The sequence below is a fragment of the Oribacterium sp. KHPX15 genome (assembly GCF_900107835.1).
Taxonomy (GTDB): domain Bacteria; phylum Bacillota; class Clostridia; order Lachnospirales; family Lachnospiraceae; genus Oribacterium.
Genome location: NZ_FNRG01000021.1, coordinates 22,807 through 38,922, shown reverse-complemented (window position 1 = coordinate 38,922; position 16,116 = coordinate 22,807). Strand labels below are relative to the sequence as shown.

4 protein-coding genes are annotated in these 16,116 nt (G+C 41.6%); 3 read left to right on the top strand and 1 reads right to left on the bottom strand.

Annotated elements, in window-relative coordinates:
• Positions 1-70 precede the first annotated feature (70 nt).
• The gene (locus BLV86_RS12250) at positions 71-1,228 is read left to right on the top strand and encodes a hypothetical protein (protein ID WP_090817800.1); all 1,158 of its coding nucleotides are present in this window, start codon (positions 71-73) and stop codon (positions 1,226-1,228) included.
• Between the two features lie 153 nt (positions 1,229-1,381).
• On the opposite strand, the gene BLV86_RS12245 is transcribed toward BLV86_RS12250, so the two are convergent.
• Positions 1,382-2,680: a hypothetical protein gene (locus tag BLV86_RS12245; protein WP_049962195.1), complete on the bottom strand. Its 1,299-nt coding sequence runs from the start codon at positions 2,678-2,680 to the stop codon at positions 1,382-1,384.
• Between the two features lie 425 nt (positions 2,681-3,105).
• On the opposite strand from BLV86_RS12245, the gene BLV86_RS12240 reads away from it, so the two are divergent.
• Both BLV86_RS12240 and BLV86_RS12235 read left to right on the top strand, forming a co-directional pair.
• On the top strand, positions 3,106-15,300 hold the full coding sequence (locus tag BLV86_RS12240) for a Cna B-type domain-containing protein (RefSeq protein ID WP_175456539.1): 12,195 nt from the start codon (positions 3,106-3,108) through the stop codon (positions 15,298-15,300).
• Between the two features lie 210 nt (positions 15,301-15,510).
• Positions 15,511-16,095 (top strand): biotin transporter BioY, encoded by a 585-nt coding sequence (locus BLV86_RS12235; protein ID WP_090817795.1) that lies wholly within the window; start codon positions 15,511-15,513, stop codon positions 16,093-16,095.
• Positions 16,096-16,116: the final 21 nt, after the last annotated feature.

The following is a 16,116-nucleotide window of genomic DNA, read 5'->3' as shown; positions in this document are numbered from 1 at the left end:
TGAGCCTGTCCTTAAAATGCCGCCTGAAAAAAATAAAATCATTTCAATATAATGAAAAAAGGAGGAAGTAATGAAAAAGAGATTTAAGAAAGGTTTTATCGGTGCACTGGGTGTGATCGCAGCTTTCAGCATTGCTGCCTGCGGTGCTAATGAGGTGCCTGTGGCAGGAGCTACGGATGAGTTTGTCACCGAAGTGGCAGAAACCACGGAAGAAGCCGGTACTGAGGCGGCAGAAACTGAAGAGTCTAAGTCCGATGAAAAAGAAGACACCAGGAGTCAGGAGGATGATGAACAGGAAGACTTCAATATAGATTTTGACTCTGTGTCGGATACTAAATCCGGAGAAAAAATGGATGAGAACTCTGAAGATCCCATAGTACGTGCTGCATTGGACAGAGAAGAGCGGAGTTATTCCGTTGATGATTTGGCCGGTAACTGGAAGTATGAAAAAGAAGACAGCATATATCTTGCATTGTATGATACGGGAAAATATGAGATTTATGACATCAAGAGTGGTGATGTGACTTCCGATGGTTCCTTTAAGGTTGACGGAAACACACTGGAGTTGACCGAAGATGGTGGGGATCCACAAAAGATCACTATATCAAGTAATGTTCGTCTTGTAGACGATGAAGGAGATCTTCTGACTCCATATATCCCGGAAAGTGAGAAATCAACTGACGCATCAGGTGATAATAAGATAACCAGAGCCTACGGAAGATATGATGATGATCTTACATTCTCTTATAATGATGAGGATGGAAGATGGATGATGAAATCTGCTTCAAGAGGCTGCAATATAAAATACCCTGCAGATTTTTATGCAGATGCCATTGATGATTTCTTATACGTATATGACGGAGATGAGGGATATGTAACTGCCAGAGATCTGACTGCGGCATATTATGATTATTATGGAGATGATGAAGATTTTGTAAATGATTATTCCTACTTAAGTCTCCTTGATGATTTTGAGTACTTCTATGGAGAGGTGACCAATGTAGACAATACTACTACAAAGCTTAACCCCACAGACAAGCATTTTTCCGAATGTTATGCAAATCTTATGAATGATTACTACGATATTCAGTGTGCGTCCACCATCTTCCGCTCGACATTCAAGGACGGAACCGAAAGTCTCATTTTGATCAATAAGTTCTACAGATTCGGCGATAAGGATGAGAAGGAAAGAATCAAGCCGGTAACAGCCGGAGGCTACAGAAAATAACATTTATAGAAATAACATTAAATCTTATGACATTAAAAGACCGGTTCCCGTGATTGAGAACCGGTCTTGTTCATTTATGACAGTACAGTAATATGCGTTTGCAAAACGCAGCCCCGGCAGGAATTTTCCTCCCGGGGCTGATTATCGTTGGTTTTACTTCTTGTTCTGCGGCTTTTCTGTTTTTTCTGTTTTGTAATACAGGAAGCGGTCAACATTGGCGGCAAATTTCAGGGAACTATCCTTCAGGTAGCCCGCTGCGGTACGCTTAGGAGCGATGGTGTTCATTGCACTCTTCAGGCCGTTTGCGTACAGCCATCCGATGAGGAGGGCGATTACTGCTGGAATAAGTACTCCTGTAAGTGTTATACCGTTTGATGATATGAGGAACGATAGTGCGAAGAATATGATGAATGATATCAGGCTGGCAATACCCAGATACTTATAGTATTTATTCATATCTATGGGGAGACTTCCCACCAGCTTGCCGCTCTGGCCGTTAATGCCGAAGGTATATGATTTGCCTTCATATTTTGTGGTCATCATCCATACCGGAAGCATGGCATATTCTGCTTTTGCATCAGTCAGGTTTATGCTCTCGCTTTTCTGTGATACTTCCGTATATCCGTTTACAGCTTCCCTCATTTTATTCCTGAAGGTATTCTGGACCCTTTCGTTGGCTCTTGGCTGAGCATCACTTTCCATTACATCATAGCGGTCAGCAAGATATCCGGAGAAGTATGCGGGATCATATGCTGTTGCTTTTCCGAAGTCAAAGGGTTCCAATGAATCCATGGTGGCATCATCCATTTGGGATGCAGCATCTACAGGGATTCTATGGAAATCCATATCTCCGGATCTTGTAATATGGTAGTGATCCTTTCTCACATATTTGAAATTAGCATCTTCCCAGCTTTTTGCCTTTACTCCGTCAAAGGAAACAGAACCGGAGGCATGGCAGCTGTAGAGCCAGAAAGGTACGTAAATACCCGTAATCTTTTCTATACGATTTCCGGCTGTAAAGGAATCCGGCAGGAGTTTTTTGCCTCTTGTGAATTCCTTAAGTTTTTCGCTTGCCTGTTTTTTACCTACGGCAAAGGGAATCATCAGATCCGGACGGTACAGACCTTCGAAGGACTGAGGTATGATGGAAGGATTTCCGCAATACGGACATTCTGTTGCGGCAGTATTTTCGTCAGCAACCATCTCGGCTCCGCAGGACTGGCATCTGTAACCCTGTACCTTTCCGTTTTCATCACTTATTATCTGCTGATCCGGTGTGTCCCATACCATATTATTGCCGCCGGCATCATCCTTCAGAGATTCCTCCGCAGCTTTTATCTGTTCCATGCTGAACTGTGAGCCGCAATACTCACAAGCCATTTCCTGTACCTCTCCGTTGTAGACCAGTTTCGCTGCACAGCAGGGACACTTAAAGTTCATTACATTACCCATATACACTCCCCTTGTAAATAAAGATTTCGTATTAAATTATCACGACGTTAAAAAACCTGTTTATACAATATTGTAATATTTTTTCTCCGAATAAGGAATGATTTTAATATAAAAAACGGTCATAACTGAAGATGTCTTAAGCCACCGGGGACGGTTCTCGCCAGTGAGAACCGTCCCCGGTGGCTTTCTAAAAATGTTTGGTAAATCGGTTTATCATTATTTTGTTTTACTAAATAACACAAAAACTTAAATACATCCATGCGGCATTTAATATTAATAAAAATTACTAAGTTTGTTTAAAATTTTTTAATAATTAGCATTAAATTTAATCTAATTTGTAACTCTTTTAATGCTAAAATGAATCGACATTTTGGAGAAATATGTCATATGGGGCAAAGAATCATTTAACAAATGGGGAAAGTAGTATGAATAAGTTAACGAAGCAATTACTATCATTGGTATTGTGCGTACTTATGGTTGTTGATTCCGGATTAAGTGCCGGGGTCACGGGCTATGCGATGGAAAGCCCGTCTGCCGTACGTTCCATATCGCATTATGCAGTAAAGGCATTGGCCGACCTGCCGGAAGATGTGGCGTATCAGGTTGTTGAGTTTGGCACACCTGAGTCAAGTCTCGATCTGCCAAAGACCATATTTGCACTGGCCTGTGATGCAGATGCGGATGCAGAGACAGACGAGGATGATGATGCAGACATAAGTATAGAATATGCATCAGCAAGCGAAGTCAATGAAGCGGCAGATTCAGATACAAAAAAAGCATCCATAAGCGAGATTGATGATGAGTCGGTTTCAACCCTCGATGAGGCAACAAAATCAGTTATAAGCAAGAATATTGACTTTATAACGGATGAACAGCGGGAAGAGGTTAAGAAACTGCTGTCCTCTAAGGATAAACCATCTATCAAAAATATAGAAAAGGAAACAGGTCTTGACCTCGACGGATACTCTGTTATAAAGCTTCCTCTTTCATGGGAGAATGATGCAAGCTTCGGAGGGGAATATGATACTGATGAGCCGGGCATATATAGATTTACTTCTGAAGTAGAAGACGAGGATAAGTATGTCCTGTTTGATTCTTCACTTCCGACAATAAGCGTAGAGGTTTTGGAAGAGGCGGCCGTAGAGTTTTCGGCTGTATGGTCAGACGACGATGTGGAAATCGTGGTTGCGGCTCCCGCAGGAGTATTCCCCAATGACAGCAGCCTTAAGGTAGAGAAGATTACTAAGGACAGAGACAACTTAAAGATAGATGAGGCGGTAGAAAAGGCGCTGGATGATGACAAGGTTATCGATAGCACATTGTCTTATGATATCAAGGTTGTTGATGCTGAAGGAAAGGAACTTGATCCTGTTACAGAAGGTGACAGAAAAGTAAACATTACCTTCAAGTCAAAGAAGATCCTTGATGCGGCTGAGTCAGAAGACAAGTACATTTCCGTTTATCACTTCAAGGATATTGATAAAGAAGATGTCGAAAAGGCAGCTAAAGCTGATGACGATAAAGAATCATTTATAGAAAACATTTTTGAAGCATGGGATGATCTCGTAAGTGGTGCCGATCAGGAAGAGAAACTTGAGGCACCTGAGCTTGTTAAGGCTGAGGAACCCGAGAATGTATCTGTAGATGAAGAGAGACAGGATGCACCTGAATCGGATGACAGTATCAATGTATCCGTAGACGGAGAACTCAGTGTAAACACAGAGGACTTTTCTGTATATACAATCGCATTTTATTCCGATAAAGCGAAGGTTAAGGGATACTATACAGATCTTTCCAGTGAATCCTTTAGTTCCAGAGATGGAGATACTCTCACAGTAGAGCTTACAGGTGCAGAGGGTTCAAATGTTGCTGCAAATTATGATGCTGCTGAAACAGAGGATGAATTCAAGACATTTATAGAACAGATTTCCTCTGACCCGTCAGCACTTGAAGAATTCTATAATGAACATAAAACCGGCTCAGTAATCGATGATGTACCGGCTGAAACTGCTCTTGGACTTATATCAGATTCCGACAGTATGTCTTTTGCTGTTACAAAAGTTACAAGAGACGGAGTTACTTATCGTGCTACATCAAGCGAGATATCGGCAGTTTCCGGAGAAACTGATGGAACACTTACGCATAAGAGCGTGAGCTGGGCTCTCGATGATACTTTCTATGTAAAGCAGACAACGAAAGATCTCACCGGAGAGGTTACATATGAGCTTACCGGTTTTGGAAGTAATGGCGGTAAGGCAACTATCGTTATCACCGGTGAGAATGGTGAAACACGTGAGCTCGTTGTTACATCAGAGAACGATGATAAGAAGGAATTCAATGTTAACGCAAGCGATGTGTCATTCACTATCGCCGTTACAGACATTCTGTCAATCAATCCTAAGGAGTACCAGAATAAGGACTATACCATGGTTTCCGAAACCGGAGAGATTTCAGGACAGGTTCTTTCCAATAAACAGGATGCGCCTACATCTTTTGAGATTACTAATGTAAAAACCTACGCATATAGTGTGGGACAAGAGATAAAGAAGGGCGGAGAAACATTTGAGGCCGCTGACGATGATGCTATTACTTATTCATTAAAGGATCTTAAAGCCGGAGATGAAGTAATCGTCAGAACAAAAGGCGGGGAAGATACACCGTACACTGCCGGCTCTGAAGGAACATTGGATATCACGGTTTCTGCAAATGTTGCAAGCTTCAGTGTTATCACAAAGAGCAAAGATGCAAAGATTTCTGCAGTAACTCCAAACAAAGCAGTAAACAATATCGTACTTGCTGCGAAGATTACAGATGAAAACAATCTTAAAGCAGACAATCAATTTAAGATTGATTATATCGTCCCCAATTTAACTGTAGAAATATATGATGAAAAGGATACTGAAAAGAAGAATCCTATCACTGCATATACTGCAAATTCGAGAGATCCCAAGACACTTACGGATATTTCGAAGCTCTTTACAGTAAGCGGATACAGATACAGAAGTGCGAGCCTCAGAGTAGGGGATACAGATTATACAAATATCAAACAGCTCAGCGATTTCCAGTACAAGACAAGCAAGGGAACATTTGACCTTACTGAAGACGCTGTACTTACACTTACCTATGCGGAGTATATAGAATATCCTGTATATCTCAAGCTTGAGAATGTACCGGTATCTTCCGATAAGAACAATCCTACTTATTTAACATTTAAAATACTGGATCGTGACGCAGCCGCAGGAAGGGCTGTCAGCGTAAGTGGTCTGCCCAGTGGATCATCATATAAAAATGATACATTAACGATCAAACTGGATGCCAATAAGAAAGAGTATAGTTTTACTGTTAAGTCAGATGACGAGACATTAAGAATGTACCTTGATGTAACAGATGATACCAAATATCAGGTGATAACCGGTATAGGTGAAACTAATGCTATCGATCTCTTAAGAAAACAGGAGAATTCAAATAAGAAAGAAAACATATTCTTCATTGAAGGAAGAAGTACAAACCAGTCTGTCAAGAAGTATTGGGAAGACGGCGGAAAGACTCCTGAAGAAAAGAACAAATTTGTGGGCAACAAGGATGTGGATGTAAGCAGCTACATGTATCTTGAGTACTCCTTAGGTCCTGATTATACGGAGTGGAAAAAACTTGATGCTGATGCCATGAAGGAACTTGGTTATTCTGAGGCTAATGTTCCTTTACCGGTGAATGCCAATATCGTTAAAACTCAGACATCATATGTATATAATTTCAAAGATGTTCTTTTTGATAAGAAGGTAGATGTAATACGTGAAAAGAACGATACCGGCGCCGTTGTGCGTAACGAGACAGTTGAGACAAATATCAGGTATCGTCTTGCTGAAGAGGATGAGTTAAAGAAGCATTATTTCAGTAAGTATGAGAATGAGAATGGTGACGAAGATCCAAACGGTAGTGTTCTTCGAAACTATGAGATCCAGACATTCACTACAACCATACAGTGGAACGATATAGATAAACTTGGCAGTGACAGACCATCTATCGAAAACTGGAAGCAGTATGTTTCTCTTTATAAGATTGTAAAGGGTGATGCCGATCATCCTGCTACAATGTCTGTTATTTGGAAGGATAAGGAAGAAAAAGACTATCTGGTTTCAGACTATGAGGAATGCGCAGCTACAGTTACAGATAACGGAGATAATACCTGGACTGTAACGGTTAAGGGATATGCTTACGATAAGGGTGACTATAATGTTCACTATTATCTGACTCAGGAAAAGATTACCGGACTTGAGCGAACTACAGGTGAAGAAGGCAATGCTATAACCAATCGTCGTTATGAACCAACATATAATAATGTTGGAAATGCCTCCAATAAAACCAATGGTGTATATAATGGCGGAACTCTCGTTAACATACTTGCCGGTGATACAGACTATGTGATGTATAAGCTGTGGAAGGATGAAGCTACACAGGATATTGTCGAAGCAAGACCTAAGGCAAGCATCCTTGTCTACAGATATGCAAGAACCAGTGAAGACAGATGGACCTACAGATCTCCTATCCAGGATCAGGTTTATGTTCCTATAGTAAAGAATATCGATAACGGTGAGAACAAGCTCTATGAGCTGACGATTCCAGGCAGCGGTGCACTTTCAGCATATAACGGTGACGGTGTTCAGCTTATCTATATAGGAAAGGAACATACAGAAGGCGGTTCCAACAGCTATGTAAGAAGCCTCATCAGAAGACCTGATAGTGAGGATCCAAACGATACCACTCTTCATGGCGGACAATTCATACTTAATGGCGAGAAGCTCGTAAATCTCATAACTGATAAAGTAACTGTTAAGGCAACCAAGACCTGGACTGCAACTGCAAGACAGGATATTGATGCAGAGGTTGAGCTCAATGTTTACAGCCGTGACAAGGATGGAAAGGTAAAGCTGGCATCAACTTCAGTTCTTACAGGATTCTCTTCTGAGCAGAAGTCAAAGAGTCATAGCTGGACTTTGGATAAGTACGATAAAGAGGGAAGAAGACTTTACTACTATGTAGATGAAGGCTATGTTTCAACCAAGGTGGCAGATGAGAATGATCAGGAGGGATTCAAGGCTGCCGAGAAGATAAAAATTGAAGATGGCCCAATATATTATCTGACAGCTGATGGATACAGATATGTACAGGAAATGGAAACCGAGGTTAATGCCGACGGTAATGTAAATGTCGATATCACAAACAGACTTGTCGGTAATGCACAGGTCAAGATCACCAAGAGATTCCCTGAAGGAATTTCACTTGGTGATATCGAAAGAAAAGAAGCAACAGTTAGTTTTGATGTTTTCCGGGATAACGAAAAGATAGGTGTTATCAGTAAAACCTACAAGGTGGGCAGCATAATCAGGAGCTATGACGGCGAAGGTAATCTGGTTTCAAAGGAAATAACTGATCTTAGCCAGTTACAGCAGGATTTTACTGATGTAATTATCGTTGACAGATTCGAAAGTCCCATGGAAATTCCAGAGGAGGCTGTTGAAGGCGATAACAAAACTCTCATAAATTATTACAGAGATAAAAAGCTGCTTCCAAGATATGATCTTCAGGGCGCTGAATACACATACTCTGTTTTCGAACATGAGGATGCCATGGATCGCGGATATAATCCGACATATGAGAATATAATCTCAGAGGAGGTTTATAGCGGTACAAGTGATACTGATATCATTCCGTATATTGCAGACAGGGATAAATATCTTGTTGACGAGATCAGAATCAGCAACAATCTCGGTAAAGGTGAGTATATAACTGTCTATAAGGAGTGGCTTGATGGAGAGGAATCTCAGAAAAGGCAGAAGGTAACCTTTGAACTTCAGTATAAGGCAGCCGGAGAAAGCACATGGAATTCAGTTGGTACACCGTCATATATAGCACCGAATGATGAGGTATATTCAAAATATTCATTTATGAAGATACCGTCAGAGGTTCATGATCAGTTTGTTGCCTGGAGAGATAATGATTACAGCCCTACTGCAACATCAGGTGATTTTCGTGTTATAGAAACCTATATGGGAGATAATCCGGTTCACTACTATATAGGTGCCGGCAGAACCATCGTTGATGATTTCTCTAACAAGGATTACTACCTTGGACATTTCTGGAATAAGTATGAAGGTAAAGAGGAGACTTTCTCAGAGCTTCAGAAAAAGCAGTATGAAGATGATGATTACGGTTTCGTACAGGGTGATTTCTATGATTACGATGTACTGATCTGTAACAGTGAGAGTGCGAAGGACGAGTCCGGAACCAACAGATACATCAACTACCAGTACAACGAAGACGGTAATGTAATAGGTAACAGAAACTTTGACTTTGCAATCTCCAATGTAAGAGTCGGTGTTATATACATTGACATCAAAAAAGAATGGGTTGACGGTCGTATGAAAGATATTTCCAGACCGGATTCCTTAAAGCTGAAGGTACAGGTTGGAAATGAATTAGTTGATGTAACATTGGACGAGTCCAATGATTGGTCAGCTAAGCTTGGCCCATATCGTAAGTACGATGATAAGGGTGAGCTTATAGACTATAATCCACATCTTGTGAAGAATTCTGAGGATAAGTACGAGGAATTCATTTACAGGACAGGAAGAGAGGATGCGGCAAAGAAGTATAAAGACGCTTATGTAATGAGCGGAAATACTGCTGAATTCGAGCTTGGAAAAGATCACCATACAGGTGACAGGTATTCATTTGCCATCAAGAATACTCTCTCAGCAACTATTACTCCTGTAGTGAATAAGTTCTGGGATGACTACGATGACAGAGATAATGACAGACCGGACATCTATTCCCATCTCTATCGTAAATACACAGATGAGAATAAAGTAGATCATGTTGAGCTTCTCGATACGAAGAGCTACATCGATTACGACTGGGATACAACAAGTTTTGATCAGAAGGCTCATAACTGGTGGCAGGTAAAGTACAACCCTCAGTCAAGATTTACCGAGGAATTCTACGAGTATGACTACTATATCGGTGAGTCTTATGCTTCTGAGAATACCAACGAGTATGCAGAGATAGGTGCATTTGAGGGATCTCCGCAATATACAGATCTTTCAAAAACCATAGCAACTTATTCATATCTTGATAAGAGGCTTCAGACTTTTGAGTATGATGGCAAGACTATAGTTGCAGCGAAGGTTGAACTTAATGAAGATGATGCCGGTACACTTGTTAACAGACCGAGAAACAAGCGTACAGTTAGCGGTGTTAAGATTTATGAAAACCTTCCGGATGGTTACAGCAATAAGAATCTTCCGGATGTAGAACTCGAACTCTGGAGAAGACCTTACGGAGAACCGGAGGGAAGTCCAAAGGAAGAAAAGGTTCCTGAGTATGACATAATAAGGGATCTTATGGGTCAGGAGGATCTCGAGGCTACCGACAACAATCTCGTAGCTATACTTGAGGGAGCAAATGAACTCTATAAGAGAAACTTCACATTCTACAAGGGTAACAAAACCGAAAATGATGAAAATAAGGTTCAGGCATATGTACCGAAGTATGATAATACAGGACGTCCTTACACATATTTTGTAAAGGAAGCGGATACGTATTCCATACTTGACGCAAAGAAAGGAGAAAAGGAAACAGCAGAAAGAATAAAGGTTCTGCATGCAGCCTATGACTTTGAGGTAAAGGAAAATGATACTTTGACAAATGGTATCAAGGCGGTCAATAAGTACAAGGAGACCAAGAACTATTCAGTCAAGTTCTGTAAGAAGTGGGATGGATTCAAACCCGAAAATGAATATGACGAGAAGTATCTGGATCCTGTTCATGGCAATGATATGCCTAAGATCACCATTCGTCTTTACAGATATCTCCAGAATGCAGATGGTAATATCATTAACGGCACCGGTAAGATACTTGATGAGCAGGAGCTGACATATAAGATTGACAAGAACGATCCTGATAAGTCGGGATACGCATATGCTGAGTGGAATGATCTGGTGTACTACGCACCAAACCTTAATCCATATAAGTATGTGATTTCTGAAAAGGTTGAGGAGACATCCGATGGCGGAAAAGTACCTTACACCAGAGCTTATGATGTATACAATGCTTCTGTAGCCGTTGACGAGGATGGTAATTACATTCTTGAGAATGGTCATGCAAAACTTGAAGCGAAAGAAAACCTGAAGACCGGAGCTTCATCAAAAATTACTTTTGATGAAACCAGGTCTGCGAAGGCAACAACAAGTACTATTGAAGAAAGAAAGGTAGTCCGTCATGACAGCAGCTGGGATGGATATGATGTCGCAGTAGATGGCAGCTATGACATTGACAGCGGTAAGGGTAACGGTGCTGCAGGTATCATCAATACCTATAGAAAGGACCGTGAGCCACTTAAGGTCTTAAAGCTTTGGGATACTAAGGATAGCGGATATGATGGAATCAACATCCTTCCTGAGGAAATTCATTTCAATCTTTACAGACTGTATCACAACAACAGTACGGCAGCAGATAACAGAACATTAATCAAAAAAGACGATCAGGATTATACATTCACTCTTAATGAGGCTAACGGATGGACTGCTACAATAAGTGAGCTTCTGAAGTATGAGCCAACAAGAGGTTACTACTACAGATACTATGTAGAAGAGGTTAAACCTGAAGGCTGGAAGGATTATGCTCCGTTTGTTGTTGAGACAAGAGACGGCAGCTTCTGGTACGGAGGTGCAGGCGTAAAGAATACACCTGACGGAGTGGTATATCTTGACGGCGGTGTAGACGGAACCAATCCACCTGACGGTAAAGTCGTTGATGAGAGCGGTAAAGTTGTTACAGTTACCGGCCGAAAGAACGTATTCAAGACCATTGATCTTCATGCGGTCAAGAAGTTTAAGACCGGTAAGGGTAATAAGGAGATTTCAGGAGAAAAGCTTTTGGAACTCTACAATAAGAAAGCTTTACCTGAGACCATCACATACCATATTTACTATCAGATCCAGGATGGTAAAAACGAATGGAAGCGACTTGAGCTTAAAGAGAAGGATCCGGATACCAACGAAAATATTCCGGTGACAATGGAATCTGTATTCTGGAAAACAGTGGATGAAAATGGAAAGGAGACAGGCGCCTACAGTATTGCAGAGAAGACAGGACTTTTCCCTTATGCTTACGATGATGTAAATCATACGTATCATGAGATAAAGTACCGTGCTGTGGAGTACTCGGTTACATATCCTGAGGGTGCAGACGGAAGCACGATTGTGAGAACTGTCGAGAATCCTGACAGCATTTCCGGAGAACTTGAGGGAGAAACCAATGGAACAGGCTTTGGTGAATTCAGTAAGGTTGAATCAGTTTACAATGTAACTGAGGATATCAAGGATAAAAATGGCAAAATCATTGAGAAGAATCCTTACTACTTCGAAACAACCGTAACCAACACACTTGATCTCACAAGACTTGATGTTACCAAGACATGGAAGGATGAAGTACGTGGTTTCGACTCTAAGGTTGATCATATAGTGTTCGAGCTTCAGAGAAGAAAGGGTGACGGTGAGTGGTCAGATGTGATGAGCGAAGGCAAGGTACTTAGCGCAGAACTCTCACATGCTGATGCAGCAGCGAACAAGACTGTATCTTTTGAATACTTACCTGCCAAGGATCCTAATGGCAGTGAATATTCATACAGAGCAGTTGAGAAGGCTATCGTTCTTAAGGACGGAACAGTTCTCAAGGATGATGACTTCAAGGTGACTCTCGATGATAAGAGTACCGGCAATCAGGAAGGAGGTACAACGGCTTACGAATATAGGTCGGAGAACTCTGATCCTGAAAAGTCCGAAGACATTTACACGAAAGTACTTAAATCAGATTTCACCAACAGTCTCAGACTGGGAAGCATTTCTGTAACCAAGAACTGGGATGATATGGATGATAAGTACGGACTTCGTACAGATATCAACGTAAGACTTACAGCATCCGTAGACATGAAAGATGAGTCCGGTAGGAAATCTATATCTGAAGAGACCAGAACACTTAGCGCCGGAAACGGTTATAAGGCTTCATGGTCAAAGCTTCCGATATACGATGCAGACGGAACAGTTATTAAGTACACTGTTCAGGAGTACGTTGTTATAGACGACAAGGAAGTTGAACTTCCTTCGTATGATGCCACTAACCTGGTTCGTGCAGATGAAAACGATTCAAACACAACAAATGAATTTGCTATAGCAACAGACTCTACAATAGTTGAGTTCACAAACAAGCTTGCAACCACTTCCTTCATAGTAAAGAAGGCCTGGGATACAGAAGATACAGATCCTACCAATGCAAATGAAGAGTACAAGAGACATATAAATGTTGAACTTGAGTATTCATACGATGGTGAGAACTGGTTTGCTGTTAATGCAAAGAATGGACAGAACATAGCTACTGTTTCTGAAGTTCTTTCCGAGGATAATGATTACACTTATAAATGGGATGACCTTCCTGTAAGAAACAATAAGGGAACTCCATACATTTATAGGGCAAAGGAAACAAATATTATAATTTACGATAAGAATGGACAGGAGGTAAAGAATCTCAAAGTTAATGTCACCAAAAATACTGTCGGAGGCTACAACTACAGCATAGGAGAGACAGAACAGGCTGAAGACAGACTGCAGAAAGCTACACTCAGCAATATCCTGAAGAAGGGTGATTATGCTATCACCAAGATCTGGGATGATGATGAGAACCGTGACGGTTTACGTCCTGAGGAAGTTACATTCCACCTGGAGCGTAAAACCGGGGATGGTGAATGGACACAGTTACCGGCTAAGTTTGACAGAACTATTACAAATCAGACTGAGGCAGGTAACGGACAGTGGTCTATAGCAACATGGTCACAGCTTCCTGTAGAAGATGCCAAGGGTGATGCATACAGCTACAGAGCAGTAGAAGATGAAGTTTCACATTATGAGATGAGGGCAATTAAATCAGAGACATTTATCGAAAGAATAGTCGATGGTTTTGTTGATCTGGTTCGTAACATAGCAACATGGGTACTTGATCTTTTAGGCTTTGCAGATGAAGTTCTCGAGGCAGAGCCGAAAGAAGACGTCGGAATCAATCTTACCGAAGGGGAGATGTCCATAAGTACTTACTCCAATATCCACAGAATCAGTACAGTAGATATCGATGCTGTAAAGAAGTGGGATGATATGGATGATAAGTATGGCGACAGACCTAAGGAAATCAAGGTTACACTGTATGCTACTTATACAAATGAAGATGGCATCGAAGTGACTGAAGAAGTCACGAATCTGGAACTTGCATATGACGAGGACAAGAAGATAACCAATCCTGAAACACTCAAAGCCTCAAACGGCTGGAAGGCTTCATGGACAGGACTCCCTGCTTATAAGAGGGGACTTGTAGGAAGCAGAATCACCTACAGCGTTGAAGAAACAGAGGTTAAGGGTTACGAAGGTGATATCACTCTTGCAACCGAGTCTTCCATCGAGAAGAACGAGGCGGAGAAGTGGGAGTTCAGCATTAAGAACACACTTGACCCTGTAGATATCGTCGTACGTAAGAACTGGGACAATGAATTTGCCGGAATCGGAGATGGTGTAACAGGAGCCGAGGTTGTACTCCAGAGAAAGACCGGAGCAGCTGACTGGGCAAATGTTTACGAAACTGTTGATGGTAAAGAATCACTGATGACTCATGTGATCAACAAGACAGATTCAAGCTGGACCGTAAAGGATCTTCCAAGGTTCGACAAGGATGGCAATGAGTACAGCTACCGTGCAGTTGAGAGCAGTATCATTCTCTCTGACGGAAGCAAAGTTAATGTTGAGGACGATGGTTTTGTAAAGGGAACAGTCGGTGCTTATGTTTATACATCAACAACCGAAAAGACCGAAACAGGTTTCCGCACGGACATTACAAACCGTATGGATACCGGATCACTCAGAGTTTCAAAGGTTTGGGATGATGAAAATAACAGCAAAAACAGACGTCCTGCAGAAATCAAGGTAAATCTCAAGACACTTACCGTTACAGGCGGAAAGGAAAATGAGATAAACATTGATGGAATATCAAAGACAGTAACATTGTCAGCAGCCAATAACTGGTCCGATGCAGCTGTCTGGGCTGATGTTCCGGTATATACAGCAGATGGAAAGCGTATCTACTATGTTCTTTCCGAGGAGAGTGTAAGCGGCTACGATACTTCATATTCATCCGTGACCTATGGTCAGGTTGCTGTGACCGGAAACGGAATCGAGGCAGCAAGAGTTTATCTTGAAAACGGACAGACCTCAGAGGTTGAGTTTACCAACCGACTGAGAACCGGCGGAGGAAAAGGCGGAAACGGATCTTCTTCACGTGATCCGGGTTCACCTTCAGGCGGAAGCGTTAAAGGTGCTGACAGAGAAACTCCTGATGAAGGAAGTGTTCTCGGTGCCGACAGAGATATGCCGGAGGAGCCAAGAGTTCTCGGAGCAGCCAGACGTCCGGGAACCGGAGATATGTCTCATATGACAATCTACGGAATCACAGCAGTCTTCTCACTTGCGATACTGGGCGCATGGCTTAGTGTCTACAAGAAAAAGAAAAAACAAAATGCGGAGTAATCCGTAAGATGTAAAAGGTCATGGGCAGTCGCTCATGACCTTTTTCTATTTAATTAATATATGCCGATAACCCACCGGGGACGGTTTTCGCCGGCGAGAACCGTCCCGGATGGATTACTGCGATAGAAATAAGAACTTATACATGATATAATCTATCTATCATTTTGTGGATTTAGGAATTTTATTTTAGGGAAAAGAAGGGGAAAGGAAATGACAAAGAATCTGAATATAACTAAATCGACATCACTTGTCTTATGTGGTCTTTTCACAGCACTCATGGCTGTAGGAGCATTTATAAAGATCATGCTCCCCATCGGAATATGGCAGGTAACATTTTCACTGCAGATATTTTTTGCTGTTATGGCCGGGATGTTCCTCGGCAGCAAAAATGGTTTCTACAGCGTGCTTGCTTATGTGCTGGTCGGACTTATGGGAGTTCCTGTTTTTGCACATGGAGGCGGTATCCAGTATATGATGAAGCCAACCTTTGGATTTATAATCGGATTCATAGCAGCAGCCTGGATCAGCGGCCTCGTTACTGAAAGCAAGAGTGGAAAAGGTATGAGAAAGCTTATACTGGCGGCATTTCTTGGTGAGATGGCTTATTACTTCTTCGGGCTTCTATACTATTTCATAATGTATAACTATGTTCTCACAAACGGAAAATCCATCAGCGTAATTGCCCTGATAGAGGTGTGGTTTCTGAGCACTGTCATTCCGGACTTTATAATCTGTGCTCTGGCCGCAGTAACCTATAATCGTGTTTATCCACTCGTTAAAAACTATATCGGTTAAAATCATTTCGACTGATAACAT

What these genes read in the sequence shown, in the direction of transcription:
- BLV86_RS12250 (WP_090817800.1), top strand. Translation starts at nt 71, where the DNA reads ATGAAAAAGAGATTTAAGAAAGGTTTTATCGGTGCACTGGGTGTGATC.
- BLV86_RS12245 (WP_049962195.1), bottom strand. Translation starts at nt 2,680, where the DNA reads ATGGGTAATGTAATGAACTTTAAGTGTCCCTGCTGTGCAGCGAAACTG.
- BLV86_RS12240 (WP_175456539.1), top strand. Translation starts at nt 3,106, where the DNA reads ATGAATAAGTTAACGAAGCAATTACTATCATTGGTATTGTGCGTACTT.
- BLV86_RS12235 (WP_090817795.1), top strand. Translation starts at nt 15,511, where the DNA reads ATGACAAAGAATCTGAATATAACTAAATCGACATCACTTGTCTTATGT.